Source organism: Nocardioides zeae, assembly GCF_010686755.1.
Taxonomy (GTDB): Bacteria; Actinomycetota; Actinomycetes; order Propionibacteriales; family Nocardioidaceae; genus Nocardioides; species Nocardioides zeae.
Window position 1 is genome coordinate 228,273 of sequence record NZ_JAAGXA010000001.1, and the last position, 24,614, is coordinate 252,886.

General features: G+C 74.2%; 19 protein-coding genes and 1 tRNA gene. 5 read left to right on the top strand and 15 right to left on the bottom strand.

The genetic code is table 11. The features are described from left to right. Positions 1-12: 12 nt before the first annotated feature. Together G3T38_RS01150 and G3T38_RS01155 are read left to right on the top strand one after the other, a co-directional pair. The gene (locus G3T38_RS01150) at positions 13-1,035 is read left to right on the top strand and encodes a GNAT family N-acetyltransferase (RefSeq protein WP_163770237.1); all 1,023 of its coding nucleotides are present in this window, start codon (positions 13-15) and stop codon (positions 1,033-1,035) included. 27 nt (positions 1,036-1,062) lie between these two features. After that, a tRNA-Ile gene (locus G3T38_RS01155) sits at positions 1,063-1,136 on the top strand. Positions 1,137-1,215: 79 nt separating this feature from the next. On the opposite strand, the gene G3T38_RS01160 is transcribed toward G3T38_RS01155, so the two are convergent. The 7 genes from G3T38_RS01160 to G3T38_RS01190 all read right to left on the bottom strand — a co-directional run bounded on the left by G3T38_RS01160 (position 1,216) and on the right by G3T38_RS01190 (position 11,401). Further along, a complete protein-coding gene (locus tag G3T38_RS01160; protein ID WP_163770238.1) occupies positions 1,216-1,455 on the bottom strand; it encodes a DUF3072 domain-containing protein in 240 nt (79 codons plus the stop codon). A gap of 139 nt (positions 1,456-1,594) precedes the next feature. Further along, positions 1,595-4,843, bottom strand: a complete 3,249-nt coding sequence (locus tag G3T38_RS01165; RefSeq protein WP_163770239.1) for a response regulator — start codon at positions 4,841-4,843, stop codon at positions 1,595-1,597. A gap of 82 nt (positions 4,844-4,925) precedes the next feature. Further along, positions 4,926-6,245 carry an acyltransferase family protein gene (locus G3T38_RS01170; RefSeq protein WP_163770240.1) on the bottom strand — a complete coding sequence of 440 codons (1,320 nt, stop codon included), beginning with the start codon at positions 6,243-6,245 and terminating at the stop codon, positions 4,926-4,928. Positions 6,246-6,289: 44 nt separating this feature from the next. After that, positions 6,290-8,098 carry an IucA/IucC family protein gene (locus G3T38_RS01175; protein WP_163770241.1) on the bottom strand — a complete coding sequence of 603 codons (1,809 nt, stop codon included), beginning with the start codon at positions 8,096-8,098 and terminating at the stop codon, positions 6,290-6,292. Then, positions 8,095-8,637 (bottom strand): GNAT family N-acetyltransferase, encoded by a 543-nt coding sequence (locus tag G3T38_RS01180; protein ID WP_163770242.1) that lies wholly within the window; start codon positions 8,635-8,637, stop codon positions 8,095-8,097. The genes G3T38_RS01175 and G3T38_RS01180 overlap by 4 nt, the downstream gene beginning before the upstream one ends. Further along, complete coding sequence (locus G3T38_RS01185; RefSeq protein ID WP_163770243.1) at positions 8,634-9,968, bottom strand: lysine N(6)-hydroxylase/L-ornithine N(5)-oxygenase family protein; 1,335 nt, start codon at positions 9,966-9,968, stop codon at positions 8,634-8,636. The genes G3T38_RS01180 and G3T38_RS01185 overlap by 4 nt, the downstream gene beginning before the upstream one ends. Further along, positions 9,968-11,401, bottom strand: a complete 1,434-nt coding sequence (locus tag G3T38_RS01190) for a pyridoxal phosphate-dependent decarboxylase family protein (protein WP_338037380.1) — start codon at positions 11,399-11,401, stop codon at positions 9,968-9,970. Before G3T38_RS01190 ends, G3T38_RS01185 begins: the two co-directional genes overlap by 1 nt. Before the next feature lie 368 nt (positions 11,402-11,769). On the opposite strand from G3T38_RS01190, the gene G3T38_RS01195 reads away from it, so the two are divergent. Then, positions 11,770-12,288 carry a DUF3145 domain-containing protein gene (locus tag G3T38_RS01195; RefSeq protein ID WP_163770244.1) on the top strand — a complete coding sequence of 173 codons (519 nt, stop codon included), beginning with the start codon at positions 11,770-11,772 and terminating at the stop codon, positions 12,286-12,288. Positions 12,289-12,545: 257 nt separating this feature from the next. Here the strand turns inward: G3T38_RS01195 and G3T38_RS01200 are convergent, their stop codons facing one another. The 6 genes from G3T38_RS01200 to G3T38_RS01225 form a co-directional block, all read right to left on the bottom strand. Then, a complete protein-coding gene (locus tag G3T38_RS01200) occupies positions 12,546-14,015 on the bottom strand; it encodes an acyl-CoA carboxylase subunit beta (RefSeq protein ID WP_163770245.1) in 1,470 nt (489 codons plus the stop codon). After that, entirely contained in the window at positions 14,015-15,262 is a 1,248-nt protein-coding gene (locus G3T38_RS01205) for a beta-ketoacyl-[acyl-carrier-protein] synthase family protein (protein ID WP_163770246.1), read from the bottom strand. The genes G3T38_RS01200 and G3T38_RS01205 overlap by 1 nt, the downstream gene beginning before the upstream one ends. An 85-nt stretch (positions 15,263-15,347) precedes the next feature. Continuing rightward, on the bottom strand, positions 15,348-15,593 hold the full coding sequence (locus G3T38_RS01210) for an acyl carrier protein (RefSeq protein ID WP_163770247.1): 246 nt from the start codon (positions 15,591-15,593) through the stop codon (positions 15,348-15,350). 64 nt (positions 15,594-15,657) lie between these two features. After that, positions 15,658-16,668, bottom strand: a complete 1,011-nt coding sequence (locus G3T38_RS01215; protein WP_163770248.1) for a beta-ketoacyl-ACP synthase III — start codon at positions 16,666-16,668, stop codon at positions 15,658-15,660. Then, complete coding sequence (locus G3T38_RS01220; RefSeq protein WP_163770249.1) at positions 16,668-17,852, bottom strand: acyltransferase domain-containing protein; 1,185 nt, start codon at positions 17,850-17,852, stop codon at positions 16,668-16,670. The genes G3T38_RS01215 and G3T38_RS01220 overlap by 1 nt, the downstream gene beginning before the upstream one ends. Before the next feature lie 131 nt (positions 17,853-17,983). After that, positions 17,984-19,270 (bottom strand): PucR family transcriptional regulator, encoded by a 1,287-nt coding sequence (locus tag G3T38_RS01225; RefSeq protein ID WP_338037381.1) that lies wholly within the window; start codon positions 19,268-19,270, stop codon positions 17,984-17,986. Between the two features lie 115 nt (positions 19,271-19,385). Here G3T38_RS01225 and G3T38_RS01230 point away from each other — a divergent pair, with 115 nt between their 5' ends. Continuing rightward, positions 19,386-20,402: an alpha/beta fold hydrolase gene (locus tag G3T38_RS01230; protein WP_338037382.1), complete on the top strand. Its 1,017-nt coding sequence runs from the start codon at positions 19,386-19,388 to the stop codon at positions 20,400-20,402. Positions 20,403-20,706: 304 nt separating this feature from the next. After that, positions 20,707-21,501, top strand: coding sequence for a hypothetical protein (locus tag G3T38_RS20960; protein ID WP_194247555.1), 795 nt, complete (start codon positions 20,707-20,709; stop codon positions 21,499-21,501). Between the two features lie 109 nt (positions 21,502-21,610). Here the strand turns inward: G3T38_RS20960 and G3T38_RS01240 are convergent, their stop codons facing one another. Then, positions 21,611-22,144 (bottom strand): RNA polymerase sigma factor, encoded by a 534-nt coding sequence (locus G3T38_RS01240; RefSeq protein ID WP_163770250.1) that lies wholly within the window; start codon positions 22,142-22,144, stop codon positions 21,611-21,613. A 70-nt stretch (positions 22,145-22,214) separates the two neighbouring features. Continuing rightward, on the bottom strand, positions 22,215-24,578 hold the full coding sequence (locus G3T38_RS01245; protein WP_163770251.1) for an Hsp70 family protein: 2,364 nt from the start codon (positions 24,576-24,578) through the stop codon (positions 22,215-22,217). Positions 24,579-24,614 lie beyond the last annotated feature (36 nt).

Here is a 24,614-nt window from a genome sequence, read left to right on the forward strand (position 1 = left end):
TTGGCTGGGGCAATGACTCGTCCGACCCGTGTGCAGGTGCACGTCGTGGAGGCCACCGACGACGCGGGCCTGCGCACGTTCTGGGAGATCGAGCGCGCCTCGGTCACGGACACGGATCCCGACGCCCCCCACCGCACCTTCGAGGCCCTCCGCGCGACCCGCGACGCCTGGGGCGAGGGTGAGGACGGTGTCCACCTCATCGCGCGCGACGACCGCGGCGACGTCGCGGGCGTCGCGGAGATGTGCTGGCCGCTGGACGACAACGAGCACCTCGTCGAGGCGGACATCCACGTGCTGCCGCGGCACCGCCGGGAGGGCGTGGGTCGTCTGCTGTGGGAAGCCGTCGTCGAGCGCACCCGCGCGATGGGGCGCACGACCGTCGCGCTCGAGATCATCGCGCCCGTCGACGGCGCCGCCCCCGGCCTCGCCTTCGTCGACGGCATGGGCATCCCCACGGTCCACGTCGAGGAGCACCTCCGGCTCCCCGTGCCGGTGGACGCCGACCACCTCGCCCGCCTGGCCGAGCAGGCGTTGGCGGCGTCGTCGGGCTACGAGGTCGTGACCTGGGTCGACCGCTGCCCCGACGAGCACGTCGAGGCCTTCTGCGCCATGCGCACCCGCATGAACCAGGACGTCCCACGCGGCGAGGCCGATGTCGAGCCGACGGTCATGACGCCCGAGCGCCTGCGGCGCGACGAGGACCGCCGCCGGGCGGCGGACTACACGGTCATCACGGCCGCGGTACGACGCGTGGAGGACGGCGAGATGGCGGGCTACACCGTGCTCGTGCTGCAGCCCGACGATACCGCCGTCTACCAGGGCGACACCCTCGTCATGCCCGAGCACCGCGGCCGACGGCTCGGCACGCTCCTCAAGGTGACGACGCTCGAGCTGTTGGCGGACGACTACCCGGAGCGCACGTCGGTGCACACGTGGGTGTCGACCGACAACGCCGCGATGCAGGCCGTCAACCGGGCCTTCGGGTTCGTGCTCGTCGACCGCGCTCACATGATCGAGGCGCGTGTCGACGGGTGAGTGGGGACCACTAGGCTCGCCCGTCGAGGGGCGGTAGCTCAGTCGGTCAGAGCAGAGGACTCATAATCCTTGGGTCGTGGGTTCGAGCCCCACCCGCCCTACTGGTGCGACCTCGATGGGGACCTGGCCAGCGCCCGAGCCGGGGCCCCCGTCAGGGCCGCACGGCTCGGGCGCGCCGCCTCAGGAGTCCCGCTCCTCCTGCAGCCGCTCGATGTGCTCGGACGCCTCGGCCTTCGTCAGCCCGTCGGCGGGGATGGTCTCCCCGGCCTCGCGGGCCAGCGTGTCGAGGTAGCTCTTCTGCGCGCCGGTGGCCGGGTCGTCGCCGGTCACCCAGTCCTGCGGGTCCTTCTCCGTGGCGGTCGGGTCGGCCGTCTCCGCGCCGAGCACCTCGCCCTCGTTCGCATGCGTGTTCGATTCCATGCTCTGACCGTAGCCGCTCGGTCCAAGCCGACCCCGGCCCTAGCGCTCGACCGGTCGGGAACGGTGCGGCTGGGACCTCTCCCGCTCGCTCAGAGCCTCCCCAACCGCACATCTCGTGCGGCGGCCCGGGACTCGAGCCTCACGCCCCGGTGGCCAGCGACCGGTACCACTCCTGGTAGGCCAGCAGGCCCTCCTCGGCGTCCTCGAGCGCGGCCTCGAAGCGCAGCAGGAGGTCCTCGGCGCCGGTGGTCCCGCCGGCCCGGCCGAGGTGCTCCAGGTCGCTCGCCAGTCCGCCGACGACCGGCAGCCCGATGTTGAGGGCGGAACCCTTCACACCGTGGGCCTCCGCGGCCAGTCGCGCGGCATCGTCGTCGGCGACGGCCGCCCGGATGCGGTCGAGCGCGTCGGCACGACGCCCCAGGAACCCTCCGATGACGCGGTCGAGGTACGCCGTGTCGTCCGGCGACAGCTCGCGCAGCAGCTCGAGACGCTCGATGTCGAGGTTGACGTCGGACGCGTCGGGGGCCTCGTTCGGCGCCGTGCGCTCCGGCTGCGAGCCGCCCGCGACGGCACCGTCGCCGTCCTCGCTCCCGGTCCAGCGCGCCAGGGCGGCTGCGAGGGTCGCCGGCGCGACGGGCTTGGTGATGAAGTCGTCCATCCCCGCGGCCAGGCACTTCTCCCGCTCGCCGGCGATCGCCGCGGCGGTCATGGCGAGGACGGGGGTGCGGCGCGCCCCCGTGGCCGCCTCGCGCTCGCGGATGGCGCGGGTCGCGCCGTACCCGTCGAGACGGGGCATCTGCAGGTCCATCAGCACGGCGTCGTACGCCGTGACCTCCGTCAGCTCCACCGCCTCGGCCCCGTCGTCGGCGGTGTCGACGTCGTAGCCCATCGAGGCCAGGAGCCCGCGTGCCACCACCTGGTTGACGGGGTTGTCCTCGACGACGAGCACGACCTTGCCGCGCGCCTCCTCGCTCGCCTCCTCGGTGAGCGGCTCGGCCGCAGCGGCGTCCTCGCCGACCACGGTGCGCACGAGCGCCTCGCGCAGCTCGGCGGCCTGGACGGGCTTGGTCAGGCACGCGGTGATGCCGATCCCCCGGAGCTCGTCGGTGAGCGGGAGGTACGACGACGAGAGGAGCAGCAGCGGCACGTGGACGAAGCGCGGATCGAGGTGCAGGGAGCGGGCGACGTCGATCCCGTCCTCGTCCGGCATGGCGAGGTCGAGCAGCACGACGTCGTAGGGGTCGCCAGCCTCGCGGGCGGCCACGAGGGCGTTGCGCGCCTCGCTCGCGCCGGGCACACCGGTCGACGTGACGTGCCACCAGCCGAGCTGCTCGCGGAGGATGAGCCGGTTCTGCACGTCGTTGTCGACGACGAGCACCTTCGTGCGGCCGAGCTGCTCGCGGGTGCGGTGCAGACGGGCGTCGCGCCGCGCGCCGGTCGGGCGGCCCAGGCGCGCCGTGAACCAGAAGGTGCTGCCCTCGCCGAGGGTGCTCTCGACCCCGATCTCGCCCTGGAAGGCCTCGACGATCTCCGCGGAGATGGCGAGGCCGAGGCCGGTGCCGCCGAAGCGCCGGGTGGTCGAGGTGTCGGCCTGGGCGAAGGGCTGGAAGATGTGCGTCCGCTGCTGCTCCGGGATTCCGACGCCCGTGTCGCGCACCTCGACCCGCAGCAGGGTCGTGCCATCGTCCGCCGGCGTCGAGGTCGCCCGGATCGCGACCGAGCCCCGCGAGGTGAACTTCACCGCGTTGGACCCCAGGTTGGTGATCACCTGCGCCAACCGGGTCGGGTCGCCGGAGAGCATCTCCGGCACCTCGGGGCTGCACGACACCTGCAGGTCGAGCCCCTTCGCGCGGGCGGACTCCGCGAGCACGCTCGTGACCTGCTCGAGCACGTCGCGCACCTCGAGGTCGACGCTCTCCACGTCGAGCCGACCGGCCTCGATCTTCGAGAAGTCGAGGATGTCGTTGATGATCCCGAGCAGCGAGCGTCCCGAGACGGCGATGCCCGAAGTGAGGTGGCGCTGCTGGGCGTCGAGCGGGGTGCGGGCCAGCAGCTCGGTCAGTCCCAGCACGCCGTTGAGGGGGGTGCGGATCTCGTGGCTCATGGTGGCGAGGAACTCGGACTTGTGCCGCGACGCCTCCAGCGCACGGTCGCGTGCCTCGGCGAGGTCCCGCGCCGTCCGCTCCCGCTCCGCGACGCGGGAGAGCTGCACGGCGGCTTGCTCGACCAGCCCACGGATCATGTCGTGGCGGTAGAGAGGGGCGAACGAGGTGATGGTGAAGACGGCGACCACCTCGTCGCCCAGCAGGATCGGTGCGGCGATGGTGAGGCGCACGTCGTCGTCCCACACGGCCTCCCGCAGCTCGAGGCAGCGTCGCGCGGTGGCCAGCTCCCGCGCGGCCACGTCGGGCCGGGCGAGGTCGGCCTGCCGGTCCTCCTCGGCGTAGTACCGCGGCTCGACGTCGGCGCCGCCCTCGACCGGGAGGAAGGCGCGGCCGCGTTCCCAGTCGTCGTGGAGGATCACCATGGTCTGCGCGTGCACCAGGACGTCGTCGAGCGTGGTGGCCTCGTTGGCGGCGCTCGCGACCGCCTGCATCAGGGAGTTCTGGGTGACCTGGTCCTGGAGCTGGTCCTCGGTCGCCCGCGCCCGGGTGATGTCCTGGTGCGTGCCGGAGATCCCGACCGTCTCCCCGTCGCGGTCGTAGGACGCGAGCGCTCGCATCCGCGTCCACATCCACCCGCTCTCGCCGCGCTGGCGCAGCTCGATGTCGACACGGGGCTTGGTGCCGTCCATCAGCGTGGTGATCGCGTCGACGAGCCGGTCGTGGTCCTCGGGATGGGTGATCTCCTGGAGCTTCGCGACGTCGCGGGAGAGCAGCGAGCTCGTGAACTCCCCGAAGAGCTCGACCAGCCCCTCGGAGCCGTGCACCTCGCCGGTGCGCAGGTCCCACGTCCAGCTCCCCAGGCGGGCGATCTGCTCGGCCTGCTCGAGGGTGCGGCGACTGGCGGTCAGCTCGTCGAGGAGCAGCTTCGTCTCGATGTTGTCGGTCAGTCGGAGGATGACCCCCATGACGCGGTCGCCCTCGAACAACCCGGTCTGCTTGAGCCGGACCCACACGGGCGTGCCGTCGTCGGCGATGAGGAGCGTGTCGACCTCCTCCGCGAGGAGCTGGCCGCGCGCGGCCTGGTCGAGGAAGGCCTGCGAGTGCACGCGACCGTCGGCGTCGAGGAAGTCGTCGACGCGCCGGCCGGCCATGCCCTCGAGCGGTGCCCGGACGAGGTCGGCGCAGGACTGGTTCGCGTAGCGGATCGTGCCGTCGAGATCGAGGACCAGGATGCCGTCGCTGAGGGACCGGACGACCTGACGGTACAGATCACCGAACTCCACGCTGCCTCCTCGACCAGCGCCCGCGCGGGCGCCCGCGCGAAGCCTACGTCGCTGGCCCGCGGCCCTACCGGGAAAGCCTCGATCAGCGCAGGGCGCGGGGACGACGGAGGAGGCCCGTCGCGGCGGCGGCCACGATCGGCAGCCACGGCAACCACCAGTTCACGGTGCCGTCGGTGCCCGCGATGCCGAGGTCGGCCATGACCGCCAGCGGGGCGCAGACCGCGACCACGGCGAGGACCGGCAGGGCGGCGTGCGGTGCGGTGCGGTCGTCGTCGGCGGGCTGCTCGAAGCGGCCCAGCAGGGCCACCAGCACGGTCGTGACCAGGGCCAGCACGGCGAACCACAGCGGCCGCGTGGCCCACCAGGCGCCGGTGTCCGGCGTCAGGCCGAGGCCGAGGCCGTCGAGCGCCAGCGACCCGGCGACGACGAAGGTCAGCGCGGTGAGGTGCCACAGGTAGATCGTCATGATCCGCGCATTGACGAGGATGGTCGCCATCCACACGCGACGGTGCGCGACGAGGCGCTGGAGGCGCGGCTCGAGGGCCATCACCACACCGGCCTGGAGGAAGCCGAGGAACAGCAGCGTCACCCGCGCCGGGTAGGAGTTGTCGACGCCGTGGCCGTTCACCCCGACCATGCTCACCGCGTAGGGGCCGACGTTCACGAGCAGCAACAGCCCGACGAGACCCACCGCGGCCATCCCCAGGCGCAGGGCGGTCGAGCCGAGCGCGCCGTCGCGCCACGCGTACCCGAGCTGGTGCACCGTGCCCCAGACGAGCACGTAGTTGACGAAGCCGACGAGCAGCAGGTCCTGGCTGATGCTCACGGCGTCGACGACCCCGGCGAGCACCGTGCCGGCGAGCACGGTCCACCAGCCCCAGCGCTCCCACAGGGCGAGGGTGGCCGGGGCGATCGCGACGACGAGCACGTAGACGGCGAGGAACCACGTCGGCACGAGCGAGGCCATGCTCGCGATGCGCAGCGTCGAGGCGCTCACCCCGAGGGCGTGGGCCGCCGGGGCCACCACGGCCCAGAAGAGCATGAGGGGGAGCAGGGGGAGCACGAGGCGACGGAGCCGGGCGCGGAGCCACCCGCCGTACGTCGTGCCGCGCTCCCGCGCCGCCCGCCACGAGATCGCGTTGGCGTAGCCGCCCACCAGGAAGAAGACCGGCATCACCTGCAGCGCCCAGGTGACCGGGTGGATCCACGTGGCCTGGCCGAGCAGGCCGGCGCGGTGCAGGCCACCGTCGCCGTCGACGTAGACGGCCGCCATCAGCCAGTGGCCGAGGCAGACGACGAGGATGGCGGCGCCGCGCAGGAGGTCGACGACGCGGTTGCGCGAGGCGGGCGTCGCGTCGGCCAGGGCGGCGGGCGAGAAGGGGGTGCGGGTCGTCGTGGACATGCTCCCGAGCCTCCCGCGCCGCCGCCGGGCGCGCCTGAGTACGCCTACCTGGTCCGCGGCCGGTGGGCGCTCAACGGGTTCGGCAGGTCGTCGGCCAGCATGACCGCGCTGTCCGGGTCCGTGAGGTCCACCATCTGCTGGTTGTCGCGCAGCTGCAAGCGGTTCATGCACATCCGCTCGAAGGTGGGCGCGAACAGGTCGTGGCGGGCGAACCGCTCGGCCAGCTCGGGGTGCTCCGCCTGGTAGTCCGCGACGGAGCCGGCCACCACGGCCCAGAACCGCTCCGCCGCCAGCGTGCCCGCCTCGTCGAGCCGGGCGGCGAGGAAGCGCAGGTAGCAGTCGAGGACGTCGGAGGCGATGGCCAGCACCTGCCGCTCGACGGGGAACTCGCCCTGGATCCGGCGCACCGGCTCCGGCAGCTCCCGCGCCGTGTCGAACAGCCCGACCTCCTCGCCGATGTCCTTCATGACCGCGCGCACCGGCACGTGGTCGCGCAGCACGAGGATGACGTTCTCGCCGTGCGGCATGAACACGAGCTCGTGGGCGTAGAAGCAGTGCAGCACCGGGGTCAGGTAGGCGCGGAGGTAGCGGCGTACCCACTCCTCGGCGGGCAGGCCCGACCGGGCCACCAGCTCGGCGGCGAACGACCGCCCGTCGCCGTCCACGTGCAGCAGCGCCGCCATCGTCGCCAGCCCCTCGCCCTCCGCGACCCGGTGCACGGGGCTCTCCCGCCACAGCGCGGCGAGCATCTTCTGGTACGGCGAGGACGCGTGCTGGTCGTGGATCGGGTGCCGGTAGCCCACCGCCGCGACCTCGCGGAGCACCGAGAACTCCAGCTCCTGGAGGGTCGGGTCGCCCGTCACGAGCTCGTCGACCCACGTGTTGATGGCCGGGGTGACCTCCATGTAGGCCGCCGACAGCCCCCGCATGAAGCCCATGTTGAGCACCGACAGCGCCGTCTTCACGTAGTGCCGCCCCGGCTCGTCGACGTCGAAGAAGGTGCGCAGCGACTGCTGGGGCTGCATCGCGTGCCGGCCCGTGCCGAGGTGCACGAGGTCCTGCGCCGCGACCTGCGGCGCGAACGTGATCGCCAGCTTGTTGCGCCACTGCCACGGGTGCACGGGCACGAGCAGGTAGGCGTCGGGGTCCAGGCCCCGCTCGCGCAGCACCTTCTCGAAGCCGTCGAGCTCGTCGGGGTCGAGCTGCCCGGCGAGCAGGGTGCGCTGGTCGGTGAGGCCCGGCTCCGCGGCGTACACCGCGTGCTCGGCCCGCACCGCGACCCACTCCAGGTGCACGCGGGGACCGACCTCGGGCGCGTAGTCGTGGTAGTCGTCGACGCCGAAGCCGATCCGCCCGTTGTTGGCGACGAAGCAGGGGTGGCCCTCCGTCATCGCCGCCTCGATCGTCTGGAAGTCGGCGTCGGCGAGCGACGCTGCCGTGGGCGCCTCCGGGCGGAGCTTCCAGGCGCGGCCGGCGAGGGTCGAGGCGATCTCCTCGAGGTACGTCGGCAGCACCGTCGCGCTGATCCCGAGCGTCGTGCGCAGGTCGAGCACGAGCTGCTGGGCGTCGACCGGGCGCGCCGCTCCGGCGACCGTGCGTCGGACGGACGCCGGGTCGACCGACCAGTGGTCGAGCGGGAGGAGCCGGGCGGCGAACTCCCAGGCCACGGCCGGGTCGTCGCCACGGACGCGCCAGCGCGGCGACACGGCGGCGGGGGAGTCGAGGGGCTCGGGTCGCAGGAGGCACTCGTGGCTGAGCTCGGCCAGCATCTTCGCGACCTGCTCGCGCTGGGCCCGGGCCATGCGCTCGGGGGTGAGGTGCTGCGTGGGGGCGTCGGTGGGCGTGCTGGTCATCGGCTGCTCCGTTCGAAGGCCGCGCGGGTGCAGGTGCTGAGCAGGGCCGTCTTGTCGCTGAGCCGCGCCTCGGCCTCGACGACGAAGCCCACGGCGGCGTTGAGGGCGTGCACGGCCGTGTTGCGGGCGTCCGGTTCCACGACGACCCGTCCGACCGCCGGGTCGGCGAAGCACTCGGCGAGCACCGCGGTGATGACCGCCCGGGTGAAGCCGTGCCGCGGCCGGTCGGTCGGTGCGACGAGGAAGTGCATGCCGCGGTCGCCCGGGAGCAGGCGGAGGTGCGCGGCGAGCTCGTGGCGGTGGGGGTCGTAGGTCTCCATCAGGAACACCGGCTCGCCCGCCTCCAGCCCGATCCGGGCCTCGTGGTGGTCGCTGGCGGCGATGGCGGCGTACTCCCGCCGCACGTCCTCGACGCTCGCGTGCTCCATGCCCCAGAACCGGGCCCGGTGGTTGGTGACCCACCGGTGGAGGAGCGGCACGTCGCGGTCCAGGTCGAACGGGCGCGTCGAGAGCTCGGGAGGAGCGGTCGTGGCGGTCACCGGGCCACCCCCACGGGGAGCTCGGCCTGTCGTGCGAGCTCGGCCGGCACGCCGAACTCCTGGAAGGCGACGCGACGCTCGACCGGGTAGGGCTCGTGCCCCAGCACCTTGGCGAGGATCACCGAGCTGCGCCAGGCACCCATCCCGAGGTCGGGGGCGACGAATCCGTGGGTGTGGAGCTCGGCGTTCTGCACGAAGATCCCGCCGTCGTCGACGTCGACGGTGAAGTCGGGGGTGGCGAGGAACCGACCCTGCTCGTCCCACCGGATGCGGTCCGCGACCGGCGCCAGGAACGTCGGCACCTCGGAGCGGTAGCCCGTGGCGGTGACGACGGCCCCGGTGGTGAGCGCGAAGTCCTCGTCGGTGTCGCGGTGCCGCAGGCCGAGGCGGAACCGCGCCCCGTCGTACGCCGCGTCGACGACCTCCGCGGACGTCACGAGCTGGGGTGGCACGGCGTCGGTGAGGCTCCGGCGGTAGAGCTGCTCGTGGATCTGGTCGACGAGGTCGGAGCTGATGCCCTTGTAGAGCCCGGCCTGCGAGGCGAGGAGCCGCTCGCGTCGCTCGGGGGCGAGCGACTGGAAGTGACGGCTGTACTCGGGTGAGGTCAGCTCGAGGGTGAGCTTCGTGTACTCCAGCGGGAAGAAGCGCGGCGAGCGGGTCACCCAGCGCAGCCGCACCTCGGGCCGCGCGGAGGCGAGCAGGTCGCTGACGACCTCGGCGGCGCTCTGCCCGGAGCCCACGACGGTGACGTCGTCGTGCTCGAGCAGCGCGTCGCGCACGTCGAGGTAGTCCGCCGAGTGCCAGGCCGGACCGGGGAGGTCGCGGAGCACTGCCGGACGGTGGGGCCGGGTGCCGACACCGAGCACGAGGCGCCGGGCGAGCCGGGTCTCGGTCGCGCCCGTGCGGACGTCCCGCGCGTGCACGGCGTAGGCGCCGGAGCCGCCGTCGGCGTGGGCGTCCCACTCGACGTCGGTGACCTCGCGGCCGAGCGAGACGGTGTCGCCGAGGCGGGACGCCGCCCAGCGGCAGTACGCGTCGTACTCGGCCCGCATCGGGTAGAAGGACTCCCGCACGTAGAAGGGGTAGAGCCGCCCCGTCTCCTTGAGCCACGCCAGGAACGAGAACGGCGAGGTGGGGTCGGCCAGCGACACCAGGTCAGCGAGGAACGGCACCTGCAGGGTGGCGTCGGGGAGCATCATCCCGGGGTGCCAGCGCAGCTCCTCGCGGGCGTCGAGGAAGACGCAGTCGAGGTCGGGCAGGGGTTCCGCGAGGCAGGCGAGCCCGAGGTTGAAGGGTCCGAGGCCGATGCCGAGGAGGTCGTGCACGCGCATCACGCCACCTCCTCGGTGCGGCCGGTGGCCCCGGTCAACGCGGCGAGCGCCTCGCGGGCGTGGCCCCGCACCAGGTCGAGCACGTGCTGCACGTCGCCGAGGGTGGTCGCGGGGTTGAGGAGCGTCAGCTTCAGCCACGTCCGGTCGTCGTGGCGGGTGCGGGCGACGGCGCCCAGGCCCGTGGCGTAGAGCCGCTTGCGGGCGGCCTCGTTCACGGCGTCGAGCGTCGCGGCGTCGACGTCGGACTCGACGAAGCGGAAGAGCACGGTCGAGAGGTCGCCGTGGGGCACGACCGCGAAGTCGGGATCGCCGACGAGGTCCTCCCGCACCTGTGCCGCGAGGTCGACGACCGCGTCGAGCAGCTCGCCGATGCGGTCGGGGCCGAGCGTGCGCAGCGTCGTCCACAGCTTGAGCGCGTCGAAGCGGCGTGTCGTCTGCAGGCTCTTGTCGACCTGGTTGGGGATCTCCTCGGCGACGTCGTCGACCGGGTTGAGGTAGGCCGCGTGGTGCGTCGCGTGGCGCAGCGTGCGGCGGTCGGCGACCACCAGGGCGCTGCAGGCGACGGGCTGGAAGAACGTCTTGTGGAAGTCGACGGTGACGGAGTCGGCCCGCTCGATGCCGGTGAGCAGGTGGCGGCGGCGCCGGGACGTGAGCAGCCCGCCGCCGTACGCCGCGTCGACGTGCAGCCACACCCCGTGGCGCCGACAGGCGCGGGCGACCGAGGCGAGCGGGTCGATCGCGCCGAGGTCGGTGGTGCCGGCCGTCGCGACGACGGCCATGGCGGTCCGGCCCTCCGCGCGCAGGTGGCGCAGCACCTCGTCGAGGTGGTCGACGTCGAGCCGGCCGCGCTCGTCGGCCCGCGTGGTGAGGACGGCGTCCTCGCCCATGCCGAGCACCATCGCGGCCTTGCGGCTCGAGAAGTGGGCGTTCTCCGACGTCACGACGCGGAGGTCGGCGAGGTCGGCGCCCGCGGCCAGCGCCTCGCCGCGGGCGAGCAGCAGGGCGTGGAGGTTGGACTGCGTGCCGCCGGTCGTGAAGATGCCGTCGGCGGTCTCGCCGAGCCCGATGCGCTGGGCGGTCCAGGCGACGAGGTGACGCTCCATGAACGTCGCGGGGCCGCTCTGGTCCCACGTGTCGAGCGAGGAGTTCACGGCGGCGGAGACGACGTCGCCGACGACGGCAGGGAGGGCGACGGGGCAGTTGAGGTGCGCCTGGTAGTGCGGGTGGTGGAACCACACCGCGTGGTCGAGGTAGACGTCGCGGACCTCCTCGAGGACCGCGTGCGTGGAGGGGAGGGGGCGGTCCAGGTCGACCTGGGCGACGAGGGCGGCGGCCGCGTCCGGCGTGATGCCGGACAGGGGCCGGCGCGCGGCGGCGAAGGAGTCGACGAGCAGGTCGCGGGCCGCGTCGAGGTCGCGCCGCAGCGCGTCCACGGACGTCGCGTCGAGCAGTGCGGGGACGGGGGACGCGGGGGAGCCTGGGGATGCGGGGGAGCCTGGGGATGCGGGGGATCCGGTGGATCCTCGGGGCGTGCCGGTGGGCACGAAGGGGAGTGCCGAGCTCACTCTGACCTCCTGGTGGGGGATAAGGCAAGGCTCACCTAAGCAGACGGCTCCACGGCGATGTCAAACGGGAGTGACCCAGGCCACGGAGCAGTCCACGGCGCGCCGCGGGGTGGCGGATCCTGGGACCGTGCGTCACAATGGCGAGCGGAAACCACACACGTGTCATCCGGTCTGCTCGTCCCGGGCTCGAGATCGCTGGGGAAGGCGTCGCTCGACGTCGGGACGAAGGAGGTCTGATGACCGCGCACAACTCTGCTCGCGTCACCACGCGGGGTGTCCTCTACGTGCACTCCGCCCCGTCCGCGCTGTGCCCCCACATCGAGTGGGCCGTCGCGGGCGTCATCGGCGTGCCCGTGAGCCTGGACTGGACCCCGCAGGCCGCCCAGGTCGGCACCTACCGCGCGGAGCTGTCCTGGACGGGCGCCGTCGGGTCGGCCGCCCAGGTCGTCTCCGCGCTCCGCGGCTGGGAGCACCTGCGCTTCGAGATCACCGAGGAGCCCACCGGCTCCTCCGAGGGCGCGCGCTTCTCCTCGACCCCCGAGCTCGGCATCTTCCACGCCGTCACCGGCGTGCACGGCGACATCCTCATCCCCGAGGACCGGCTCAAGGCCGCCGTGCTCAAGGCCGCGCTCGGCGAGACGGACCTGCTCGTCGAGGTCGACCGGCTGCTCGGCAAGCCGTGGGACGACGAGCTCGAGACCTTCCGGCACGCCGGCGACGGAGCCCCCGTCCGCTGGCTGCACCAGGTCGTCTGACCCGCCCCCCGTCGCGCGCGACGCCCCACCTCCGGACGTCATGCGGGACGGTCGCCCCGGCCGCCGCAGTGCATGACGTCCGGAAGTCGGCGGCGGAACCACCTCGGGGACGTCATGCGAGCCGGTCGCCCCGGCCACCGCCGCGCATGACGTCCCGAGGGGGTGTCCCCACCACGCACGTACGCCGGAGGGCGGGCCCCGCTGGGAGCCCGCCCTCCGGCGTACCTGCGTCTGCGTGCCCCCGACGAGGCGTGACCTCAGAGGGGGATGTTGCCGTGCGCTCCGCGGCGCACGCCCTGGGCCTGCGTCTCGGCGTCGATGGCCGCGGCGATGGCCGTGCGGGTGCGCGTCGGCTCGACGATCTCGTCGACGACGCCGATCTCGACGGCCTTCTCGACGCCACCGGCGATCCGCTCGTGCTCGGCGGCCAGCTCGGCCTCGACCTGCTCGCGCAGGTCCGGCGCGACCTCGGCCAGCTTGCGGCGGTGGAGGATGCGGATCGCGGCGACCGCGCCCATGACCGCCACCTCGGCGCCGGGCCAGGCCAGCACCTTCGTGGCGCCGAGGGAGCGGGAGTTCATGGCGATATAGGCACCGCCGTAGGTCTTCCGCGTCACCAGCGTCACGCGCGGCACCACGCACTCCGCGAACGCGTGGAGGAGCTTCGCGCCGCGGCGCACCACGCCGTCCCACTCCTGGCCCACACCCGGCAGGTAGCCCGGGACGTCGACGAGCACGACCAGCGGCACGCCGAACGCGTCGCACAGCCGCACGAAGCGGGAGGCCTTCTCGGCGGAGAGCGAGTCGAGGCAGCCGCCGAGGCGGAGCGGGTTGTTGGCGACCACGCCGACGGTGCGTCCGCCGAGGCGACCCAGCGAGGTGACGACGTTGGGGGCCCAGCGCGCGTGCAGCTCGAGGGCCGAGCCCTCGTCGAGCACGCCGTCGATGAGGGGGTGCACGTCGTAGGCGCGCTTGCGGGACTCGGGCAGCAGGTCCTCGAGGTCGGTGTCCTCGACGTCCTCGACGCGCAGCGTGCCCTGGTCGCCGAGGAGGGAGGCCGTCGTCCGGGCCTGCTCGAGGGCGTCCGCCTCGCTCTCGGCGAGGAGGTGCACCACGCCGGAGCGCCGGCCGTGGGGCTCGGGCCCGCCCAGGCGCAGCATGTCGACGTCCTCGCCCGTCACGGAGCGCACGACGTCGGGGCCGGTCACGAAGATGCGGCCCTCGGGCCCGAGGACGACCACGTCGGTCAGCGCGGGACCGTACGCCGCGCCGCCGGCCGCCGGGCCGAGCACGACGGAGATCTGGGGGATGCGGCCCGACGCCTGGGTCATGATCGCGAAGATGCGGCCCACGGCGTGGAGGGAGGCGACGCCCTCGGCGAGCCGCGCACCGCCGGAGTGCCACAGCCCGATGATCGGCACCCCGTCGGTGAGTGCCCGCTGGTAGGCCGTCACGACCACCTGGCAGCCGTCGACTCCCATGGCGCCGCCCATGACGGTGGCGTCGGAGCAGAAGGCCACCGCGCGGGCACCGTTCACGGTGCCCAGGGCGGCCAGCATGCCGGAGAGGTCGTCGGGCGTGAGCAGCTCGAGGCTGCCCTCGTCGAAGAGGGCGGTGAGGCGCGTCAGCGGGTTGCGGGGGTCCTCGGCGCGCGGCAGCTTGGGCTTGACCGTGCGGTTCGCGTTGGAGGGGGCCGCCGGCGCGGACGGCTGGGCGGTCTGGGTCATCAGGCGCTCCGGAAGGCGATGGCGACGTTGTGGCCGCCGAAGCCGAACGAGTTGTTGAGGGCGGCGATGTCGCCCTGGGGGAGGTCGCGCACCTTGTCGGCCAGGTCGAGGCCGACGTCCTCCGGGTCCTCGAGGTTGATCGTCGCGGGGACCGTGCGGTGGTGCAGCGCCAGGATGGTCGCGACCGACTCCAGGGCGCCGGCGGCGCCGAGCAGGTGACCGGTCATCGACTTGGTCGACGTGACCACCGCGGAGCCGGCGGCGTCGCCGAGCGCGTTGCGGATGGCCAGCGCCTCCGCGACGTCGCCCTGGGGGGTCGAGGTCGCGTGGGCGTTGATGTGGACGATGTCGCTCGCCGCGAGGTCGCCCTCGACGAGCGCGCGCTTCATCGCGCGGGTGGCGCCGAGCCCGGCCGGGTCGGGCTGCGCGATGTCGTGGGAGTCCGCGGTGACCGCGGCACCCGCGACCTCGGCGTACACCCGGGCGCCGCGCGCCTTCGCGTGCGCCTCCGACTCGAGCACGAGCACGGCGGCGCCCTCGCCGAGCACGAAGCCGTCGCGGCCCTTGTCCCACGGCCGCGAGGCGGCCGCCGGGTCGTCGTTGCGCTTGGAGAGCGCCATCATCTGGCCGAAGGCGGCCATCGGGAGCGGGTGCACCGCGGCCTCGGTGCCGCCGACGACGACGACGTCGGCGCGGCCCAGGCGGATCAGGTCGACGCCGAGGGCGATCGACTCGTTGCCGCTGGCGCACGCGGAGACGGGCGTGTGCACGCCGGCCTTCGCGTTGACCCGCAGGCCGACCGCCGCGGCGGGGCCGTTGGGCATGAGCATCGGGATCGCGAGGGGGGAGACCCGCCGCGGGCCCGCCGCCAACAGGTTGTCGTAGTTCGACAGCAGCGTGGTGACGCCGCCGATCCCGGACGCGACCGCCACGGCGAGCCGCTCCGGGTCGACGTCGACCTCGCCCGCCGGACCGGTGAACCCGGCGTCGGCCCACGCCTCGAGCGCCGCGACCAGAGCGAGCTGGCCGGAGCGGTCGAGGCGGCGGGCCTTGACCCGCTCGAGCACCTCGGTCGGCTCGACCGCCACCCGGGCGGCGATGCGCGAGCCCAGGGTCTCGGCCCAGTCCTCGGTGAGCACGCGGACGCCCGAGGTTCCCTCGAGGAGCGCGTTCCAGGTGCTCGCGACGTCACCGCCCACGGGGGAGGTGGCTCCGAGGCCGGTGACGACGACGCGGGTGCTGCTCATGTGGATCCTTCGCTGGCTGGGGTACGGCGGGCGGGTCGGTCGGGCCCTGGGGGCAGGCCCCGGGTCAGCCCTGGTCAGGCTGGGATCAGGCCTGGTTCTTCTCGATGAAGCTGACGGCGTCGCCGACGGTCTTCAGGTTCTTGACCTCGTCGTCGGGGATGGTGACGCCGAACTTCTCCTCGCAGGCCACGACGACCTCGACCATCGACAGCGAGTCGACGTCCAGGTCGTCGACGAACGACTTGTCGAGCTGGACGTCCTCGACCGGGATGCCCGCGACCTCGTTGACGATGTCGGCGAGGTCGGTGCGGATCTCTTCGGTGGTGGCCATGCTGGGTTCCTTCCGGGTGGGTGGTGCAGTGAGGTGCAGCCGGGTGCTGCGGGTCGTGCTGTTCTCAGGGGACGACGACGACCTGTGCCGCGTAGGACAGGCCGGCGCCGAAGGCGACGAGCAGGGCGAGATCGCCCGACCGTGCCTCTCCGTCGGCGACCATGCGCGCGAGCGCCATGGGGATCGATGCCGCCGACGTGTTCCCCTGCTCGGCGATGTCACGCGCGATCCGCACGTGCTCGGGCAGCTTCATCGCCCGGGCCATCGCGTCGGTGATGCGCATGTTCGCCTGGTGCGGCACGAACACGTCGAGGTCCTCGACGCGGATGCCGGCACGGTCGACCGCCTGCTGCGCGGTCTTCGCCATGGCGAACGAGGCCCAGCGGAAGACCGCCGCGCCCTGCATCGCCATGAACGGGAACGAGGGGGAGTCGGAGGCGACGACGTCACGCCAGTCCGCCTTCTGGCGGATCAGGTCGTACTGCTCGCCGTCCGACCCCCAGACCACCGGGCCGATCGCCGGGGTCTCGGAGGGTCCGACCACGACGGCGCCCGCGCCGTCCGCGAAGATGAACGCGGTGCCGCGGTCGGTCGGGTCGGTCATGTCGCTGAGCCGCTCGACGCCGATCACCAGCACGTGGCGGGCGGAGCCGCCCCGCACCATGTCGGACGCGAGGGCCACGCCGTGGCAGAAGCCGGCGCACGCGGCCGCGACGTCGAACGCCGCAGCCTGCTCCGTGCCGAGCCGGTGAGCGATTGCGGTCGCCGCCGACGGCAGGTTCAGCATGTGGCTGACGGTCGCGACGACCACGCAATCCACCTGGCGGGCGTCGATGCCGGCGGCGGCGAGCGCCTCGCGAGCGGCCTCGACGGACATCATCTCGACGGTCTCGTCGTCGGCGGCCCAGCGCCGCTCCTTGATGCCGGAGCGCTGCTGGATCCACTCGTCACTGGAGTCGATGGCCTCGACGAGCTCGCTGTTGGGGACGACCCGACGCGGCCGGTAGGCGCCGACGCCCATGATCCGCGCGTACGCCGCGCCGCTGCCCCCCGCGAGGGTCACGCCCGCGGCCATCAGGCGGCGCCCGACGGGTGGAGGCGCAGGAGGGGCTGGCCCGGGGAGACCAGGTCGCCGTCCTCGACGAGCCACTCCACGACGTGGCCGCCGTGGAGGGCCTTGACCGGCGTGCGGTCGCGGAGGCTGACGATGGAGCCGATGGTCGCGTCGGGGGAGAGCACCTCGCTGGCGCCCGCCTCCTCGTCGCGCTCGAAGGTGCCCTTCGCGGGCGAGACGACCATGCGCCACGTCGGGCTGGTGGTCATGAGGGAGCGCTCGCCGTGCTTGCGCACGAAGTCGCGGGCGTCGTCGAGCTGGTCGGGCGTGTTGAGCGCGAACGTCTCGACGCCCTTCATCGCCCGCTTCGCGATGCCCGTGAGGGTGCCCGCCGGGGGCATCTCCAGCACACCGGTGACGCCGAGGTCGAGCATGGTCTCCATGCAGAGGTCCCAGCGGACGGGGTTGGCGATCTGGGAGACGATCCGGCGCAGCACCTCCTTGCCCTCGTGCACGACGCGGCCGTCACGGTTCGAGATGACCGGGATCCGTGCGTCGTGGGTCGAGACGGCGGCAGCCAGCCCGCCGAGGTGGTCGACGGCCGGGGCCATGTGGTGGGTGTGGAAGGCGCCGGCCACGCTCAGCGGGCGCAGGCGCGCCCGTGCGGGCGCGTCGTCCGCGAACGTCGCGAGCTGCTCCATCGTGCCGGCGGCCACGACCTGGCCGGGGCCGTTGTCGTTGGCCGGCACGAGGCCGTGCTTCGCGATCGCGGCCAGCACCTCCTCGCGGTCGCCGCCGAGCACGGCGGTCATGCCGGTCGGGGTGGCCTTCGCGGCGGCGGCCATGGCGCGACCGCGCTCGCGGACGAGCACCATCGCCTGCTCGGCGGTGATCGCCCGGGCACCGGCAGCGGCGGCCAGCTCGCCCACGCTGTGGCCGGCAACCGCGCCGACCCGGTCGAACCCGTCGGCCGGGTGCGGGAAGAGCTCGAGGGCGGCGACGAGGCCCGCCGCGACGAGCAGCGGCTGGGCGACCTGCGTGTCGCGGATGGTCTCCGCGTCCGCCTCGGTGCCGTAGTGGGCGAGGTCGAGGTCGGCGACGCTGGAGAGGTACGCGAAACGCGTCGCGAACGTCGAGTCCTCCAGCCAGGGGCGGAGGAAGCCGGGAGTCTGGGCGCCCTGTCCGGGCGCGAGTACGACGAGCACCCCACTACTGTGCCTTGTGGTGTTCCCACCACTCGCGCACGCCGCGAACGAAGTTGGGGGCATCGCCGTTGTGGAGACCCTCCAAAACGGGGTTACTGCTCGGTCCCCGCCCTCCGACCGTCGTCGTGGGTTCAGGCGGTCGTCGGCCCGTGTTCCTCCCGCGTGCCCTCACGTGCACCGTCCCGCACGCCCTGGCGGCCGAGGGCCAGGGCGATCTGCAGGGTGAAGCCGTCGCGCGGGTCGGTCGGGGTGCACCCCGTGACCTCGGCCACCTGCGCGAGGCGGTAACGCACGGTGTTGGGGTGCACGAACAGCGCCCGGGCGGTGGCCTCGATGGAGGACCGCTGCGCGAAGAAGGTCGTCAACGTCTGCACCAGCGCCGAGCGGTGCTCCGCCAGGGGACGGTGCACGTGCTCGAGGAGCTGCGCGCCGGCTCCCCGCTCGCCGGCGAGCAGCCGTTCCGGCAGGAGGTCGAGCGCGTGGACCGGCCGCGGCGCGTCGGGCCACGCCGCGGCGACCGCGTGGGCCGTGACGGCCTCGCGGGCCGACACGTGCGCCGAGGCCAGGTCCTCGACCCACGGGCCCACGACGACCGGGCCCTCGTCGAACTGGCCGAGCACCGAGGCGGCGGCACCCAGCACACCCGGCTCGTCCCCGTCCGCGTCCGTCCGCTCGCGTCCGACCCCGCCCAGCACGACCACGAGGCGGTGCCCCTGGATCGCGCACAGCACGTCGGAGACGCTGGCGAGCGCGCGGCGGCGTACCTCGCCCACCAGGTCGGGAGCCGAGCGGCTCGTCGGCACGTCGCCCACGACGACGCACACGCCGCGGCCCTGGCCCCACCCCAGCGCGCTGGCCCGCGACAGCACCTCGGCGTCGGCGTCCCCCCGCACGACGCTGTCGACGACGAGGGCCTCGAGGCGGGCGTCCCAGGCGCCGCGGAGCTCGGCGGCCCGGGCGTAGACACGCGCGGTCGCGAAGGCGAGCTCGCGCCCGTAGTGCAGCACCCCGGCGTGGACCGCCGCCCGGTCGACCGGCTCGAGGAGCGGCTCGACGTTCGCCTCGACGACGTCGATGGCGAGGCGCACGAGGTCGACCGTCTGCTGCAGCGTGATGACCCCCGCCAGGGCCCGGGGCGCGGCGCCGAAGACGGTGCCCGCGATGGCGGTGTCGGCGGGCTGCTCCTCCCCGCCGTGGCGCCACCACTCGACGAAGCTGCGGATGCCCGCCTGGATGACGAAGCCGACCCACGAGCGGTCCTCGGCGGAGAGGTCGCGGAACCAGGCGACGTCGGACTCCATGCGCTGCGTGGCGGCCGTGCTCAGGCTGCCGAGGGCCCGTTGCAGCGCGTCGGCCGTGCGGGCGCGGTGCTCGGCGTCGTCCGCCGCCGGCGGGGGCGGGGGCGGAGGGGTGACCACCGTCCGAGGATAGTGGTCGGTCACGTCTGCGTGACGTCTGCGTCACAGGTGCCCGCTCCCGGTGGCGGGGCTGGTTGGATGCCTGTCGTCCGGTCGTCGCGCGTGAGGAGGACCCGTGGCCACGATCCCGACCCCGTCCGCACCCGCCGAGGTCCGGTACGTCGAGGTGCACGGCCACCGCCGTGCCTACGTCGTCGCCGGGGAGGGCCCCGTGCTCCTGCTCCTCCACGGCCTCGGCTGCGACCACACGACCTGGGCGCCGGTGGTGCAGGCCCTCGCCCGCACCCACACGGTCATCGCGCCCGACCTGCTCGGGCACGGCGCCTCGGCCAAGCCGCGCGCCGACTACAGCGTGGGCGGCTACGCGAACGGCATGCGGGACCTGCTCACCGTGCTCGGGGTCGACAAGGTGACCGTGGTGGGCCACAGCTTCGGCGGCGGTGTCGCGATGCAGTTCGCCTACCAGTACCCGGAGCGCACCGAGCGCCTCGTGCTGGTCGCCAGCGGGGGGCTCGGCCCCGAGGTCACCCCGTTCATCCGCGCCATCACCACCCCGGGGTTCCACCAGGCGATCGGGGCGGTCACGCTGCCGGGCGTGCGGCACGCCGTGGTCGGCACCCTCCGGCTCCTCGGGCAGGTTCCCACCAGCCACACCCGCGACCTCGGCGAGATCGCGGCGATCCTCGACACCTTCCGCGACCCGCGGGCACGGGCGGCGGTCCGGCACGTCGTGCGTCACGTGGTCGACTGGCAGGGGCAGGTCGTGACGATGGCGGACCGCGCGTACCTCACGGAGGCGATGCCCATGCTCGTCGTCTGGGGCACCGAGGACCGTGTCATCCCGGCCTCCCACGCGGCCAACGCCGCCGTCCTCGCACCACGGGCCCGGGTCGAGCTCGTGCCCGACGCCGGCCACTTCCCCCACAAGGACCATCCCGAACGGTTCGTCGCGATCCTCCAGGAGTTCGTCGCGACGACCCGGCCCGCGACGTACAGCCGTGCCCGCTGGCGTCGCTACCTCACCCAGGGGCCGGCCGCCTCGGTGGCGCAGGCGGAGGCCGGGAGCCGCCCGGTGCGGCCGACGCCGTTGCCCCGCGGTCCCCGGGCCGTGCGCGCGGCCCGCGGCGCCTGAGGAGAGTGCGCGCGGCCTCCGGGCTGCGGAAGGAAAACGCGGACCGGACGGGCTGAGCGCTCGGCGTGTCGCGGCTCGGGGTCCGCGCGTTCTTCCGCCCGTGCTGGCGCCCGTCCGCGTTTTCCTCCGCCCACGGAACGTCGCCGCAGGCGGGCCGCGGGAGCGTCCTCGAAAAAGTTCTCGTGACGCGGGGAACATTCGGCCCCCTCGGTCCCTCCTAGTCCATGAGCAACGAGGACCGGCCCCCGGGGCCGGAACCCCGCAGGACACCACCCGAGACCGCACCACACCGGAGGAGATCGACATGAGCAACGACACCCCGACGCCCGGCACCGACAGCGCCGCCCCCGGCACGGACACGACCGTCGGCGCCGCCGGCTCGGCCTACGACACCGACGGTGACGGCCTCGTGGACACCGTCCTCGCCGACACCGACGGCGACGGCTACGAGGAGACCGCGGCGATCGACACGGACGGCGACGGCGTGATCGACACCGTGCTGGTGGACGCCGACGGCGACGGCTACGCCGACACGGCCGTCTACGACACCGACGGCGACGGCACCCCCGACTACGCGGAGACCGACACGGACGGCGACGGCTACGTCGACACCTCCGGCTACGTCGCCGACAACGACGGCGACGGGGTCCTCGACACGGTGAGCGTCGACGGCGAGGGCGGCTACGTGTACGCCTCCAACGCGGAGCCGACGCCCCCGCCCGCCCCCAGCTCGACGGAGTACGACGCGGACGGTGACGGCTACGTCGACACCCGCGAGTCCGACACGGACGGTGACGGCTACGTCGACACGATCGAGACCGACACGGACGGCGACGGTTGGGTGGACACGGTCGCCACCGACACCGACGGTGACGGCTACATCGACACGGTCGCCACCGACACGGACGGCGACGGGTACGCCGACGTCGTGGAGACGGACACCGACGGTGACGGCTACACCGACGAGGTCGCCTACGACGCGGACGGTGACGGCTACATCGACACCGTCGAGGCCGACACCGACGGTGACGGGTACACCGACACGGTCGTGCACGACGGCGCGAGCGACAGCGGGCTGGAGAGCACGCTCGACGCCTGATCCACCAGACCGACCCGTGCCGGGTCCGGAGAGCGCGGGGGGCTCGCCGGGCCCGGCACCGGTGCGTCCGGGTCCGGTCGGGGCCGGTCGGGCCGCGGTGGACCCGCGGTCAGGAGAGCGCGGCGACCAGCTGGGCGCGGGCGCGGTTGAGACGGCTCTTCACCGTCTGGACGCCGATGCCCTGGTGGGCGGCGATCTCCTCGTAGGTCAGGTCGGCCAGCTCGCGCAGCACGATCGCCTCGCGGAACTGCTCGGGCAGGGTGGCGAGCGCGCGACGTACCCGGTCCACGTCGGCCACCTGGTCGGCGTGGTCGCGGAGCAGGTCGGTGTCCTCGGGCAGCTCCGTCGGGTCGACCACGCGCTCGCGCCGGCGCCGGGCCACCGCGAGCGCGGCGTTCGAGGCGATCCGGTAGAGCCAGGTGTCGAACCGGGCGTCGCCCCGGAAGGTGCCGAGGTGCAGCCACGCCGCGGTGAGGGCGTCCTGCAGTGCGTCCTCGGCGTCCTGGCGGTCGCCGACGACGCGCAGGCAGACCGACCACAGGCGGGAGCGGCGGGGGCGCACGAGGGCGTCGAAGGCGGCCGCGTCGCCGGCCTGGGCCCGCTCCAGCAGCGCGGCGTCGTCGAGGGCGTCCAGGACGGTCATCCGTGCCTCCGGTCGGTGCTGCTGCTGGTGTGCGGGAAGTCTGCCACGCGGGTCCCGGCCCCGGGAGGTCTCACCCGCGCCACGGTCGCCCGAGGGCGCGGGCCAGGTCGACGCCCAGGCCGACGTCGCGCGTCGCCAGGTCGAGCCGGCGTCCCAGCCGGGCGTCCGCCGGTCCCACCTCGACGGCGAGGTCGACGACGATCCCCGGACGGGGGTCGACGGCCGCCGTGGGCCCGCCGGGACGCGGGCCGACGGCGACGACGAGATCGGAGGTGAGCACGAGCACGGGGTCGCCCGTGCCCTCGCTCCGCTCCGCCACGGGGAGCAGCAGCAGGTACGGCGGGAGGTCGCGGTCGGGCGCCCCGCCCCCGGACCGGTGGCGACCACCCGGGAAGAGGTAGGGATCGAGGTCGACGTGCCGACCGTTCCGGGCCTGCAGGGTGACCCGCGCGCGCCGGATCGGCAACCGGGGGTCGCGGGCGGCGTCGAGACGCTGGCGGAACGACTGCGGGGCCGTGAAGCACCCGCGCGCCGCCAGCACGTCGAGCACGTCGGCCTGGGCGCTGCTGCCGCCGGCCGACGGGGGTGCGGCGGCCGCGGCCGCTCCCGCCGGGCGCGTCGCCGGAGGGGGCGGCACGGCGACGGTCACGCGGCCCGTGGTGCGGGTGATCCACGGGACCGGGGCGGCCGGTGGCGGCTGCCATGCGGCGTCGGCGCGGACCTCGGCCTGCTCCGTCGGCGAGAGGCGGGGCCAGGCCGTGACGAGCCGGTGCGCCCACTCCGGCCCACCGCCCTGCCGGGCGACGAAGTCGGCCCGCCACGCGGGGTCCTCGAGCGCCCGTGCCCAGGCGGGCTCGGCCCCGAGGAAGGTGCGGACCGGCAGGAGGGCCGAGTCGACGTCGGTGGGCGCGCCCAGGGCGCGCGGCCGCCCGTCGGGGGTGGGGACGAGGAGCAGCGCCGGGTGCCGGGCGACCTGGTCGAGGAGGGCGGGCACGGCGAGGAGCGCGACCAGCACGGGGGGTTCCTCGAGGAGGTGCCGCAGCTCGGGTGCTCCGTCCGCCGCGGCCCGCAGCCGGGGGTGTCCGGCCAGGAGCACCGCTCCGGCGGTGCGACCACCTGCGGGGCTCGGGGAGGCGTGCGCCCCGGGTGCCGGGGTCGTGTACGCCGGCGGTGGCGCGGCCTGCGCCGGTCCGACCGGTCGCGGGCGGGCGGGCGGGGGTGCGCCGGCGCGGCGCGTCGAGGGATCCGGCGGCGGCAGGGGGACGCTGCGGGATCGGTCGGGCACCGCCTGCAGGCCGCGCAGCGTGATGAACCGGCTCGACTCCGCGTCCGCCCGCTCGACCACCCGCAGCCGTGTCGCCGTGTGGGCGCCCAGGGCCACGGCCAGGTGCGGCTCCGCCAGGTGTGCGGGGCGGCCGCCGAGCAGGTCCGCCGCCATCTGGTGGACCCACCGCAGGCGGGAGGACCCGCCGGTCAGGTAGAGCCCGTGGAGCGACGCGGCCCGCACGCCCGCCGCCTCCAGGCTGCGACCGAGGAGCGCGCGTGCCCGCTCGAGCTCGTGCGCCACGACCTGGTGGAACTCCGCGATGGTCACCGTCACGGACGTGGTCGTCGCGCCGGCGGAGACCGGCACGTCGGCGTACTCCCAGTCGGCCAGCCGGTGCTTGGCCTCGCGCGCTGCGTCGTACAGGGCGTGGAGATCGGCGAGGTGCTCGGGGCGGTCGAGGGCCTCGTCCAGGTCGAGGTGCCCCTGCGCCCGCACCTGGGCGCGGACCCACAGGGCGAAGACGTGGTCGATGGTGCTGCCGCCCAGGTCGTCGAGCCCGGCGTGCGCGGTGATCTCCAGCGGTGCCGCCGCACCGCTGCGGTGGTGGAGCACGGCGACGTCGCAGGTGCCGCCACCGAAGTCGAGCACCGCGACGTCGGCACCGTCGGGCAGCCGCTCGGCGTCGGCGAACCAGGAGACCGCGGCGATGGGTTCCGCGACGAGCGTGACGGGCGCGGTCGAGCCGGTGCGTCGCCACGCCTCCTCCAGCGCGCGGCGGCGGGGGAGCGCCCACGTCTGCGGGTGGGTCAGCACGACCCGCTCGGGCTCCTCGGCGCGCTGACCCGCGTGCGCCGCCTCCCGGCGCGCGACGTCGAGCACGTGGCGCAACGTGCGGGCGACGAGGGCGACGACCTCGACCTCCTCGTCGCCCAGCAGCACCGAGTCCTGGCCGAGCAGGAGCTTGGGGGAGGCCAGGTGGTGCTCCGGGGCGGACCGGCGCCCCGCGAGGGCCTCGCTGCCCACGACGAGGCGACCGTCCGCCAGCAGCACCGCCGAGGGCATCGTGTCGTCCGGACCGAGGCCCACGCTGCGGGGCGGTCCGGCATCGAGGCGCAGGGCGGCCGTGGTGTTCGTCGTGCCGTAGTCGATCGACAGCGTCCACGCCACGCGTGCGCACCCCCTGTCAGGTCGACGGCCGTCCAC

Bases quoted from the DNA above. Each gene is read 5' to 3' on its own strand.
- G3T38_RS01170 (WP_163770240.1), bottom strand. From the start codon at position 6,245: ATGTCCACGACGACCCGCACCCCCTTCTCGCCCGCCGCCCTGGCCGAC.
- G3T38_RS01240 (WP_163770250.1), bottom strand. From the start codon at position 22,144: ATGACCGTCCTGGACGCCCTCGACGACGCCGCGCTGCTGGAGCGGGCC.
- G3T38_RS01160 (WP_163770238.1), bottom strand. From the start codon at position 1,455: ATGGAATCGAACACGCATGCGAACGAGGGCGAGGTGCTCGGCGCGGAG.
- G3T38_RS01195 (WP_163770244.1), top strand. From the start codon at position 11,770: ATGACCGCGCACAACTCTGCTCGCGTCACCACGCGGGGTGTCCTCTAC.
- G3T38_RS01185 (WP_163770243.1), bottom strand. From the start codon at position 9,968: ATGCGCGTGCACGACCTCCTCGGCATCGGCCTCGGACCCTTCAACCTC.
- G3T38_RS01150 (WP_163770237.1), top strand. From the start codon at position 13: ATGACTCGTCCGACCCGTGTGCAGGTGCACGTCGTGGAGGCCACCGAC.
- G3T38_RS01210 (WP_163770247.1), bottom strand. From the start codon at position 15,593: ATGGCCACCACCGAAGAGATCCGCACCGACCTCGCCGACATCGTCAAC.
- G3T38_RS01205 (WP_163770246.1), bottom strand. From the start codon at position 15,262: ATGAGCAGCACCCGCGTCGTCGTCACCGGCCTCGGAGCCACCTCCCCC.
- G3T38_RS01215 (WP_163770248.1), bottom strand. From the start codon at position 16,668: ATGGCCGCGGGCGTGACCCTCGCGGGGGGCAGCGGCGCGGCGTACGCG.
- G3T38_RS01200 (WP_163770245.1), bottom strand. From the start codon at position 14,015: ATGACCCAGACCGCCCAGCCGTCCGCGCCGGCGGCCCCCTCCAACGCG.
- G3T38_RS20960 (WP_194247555.1), top strand. From the start codon at position 20,707: ATGAGCAACGACACCCCGACGCCCGGCACCGACAGCGCCGCCCCCGGC.
- G3T38_RS01175 (WP_163770241.1), bottom strand. From the start codon at position 8,098: ATGACCAGCACGCCCACCGACGCCCCCACGCAGCACCTCACCCCCGAG.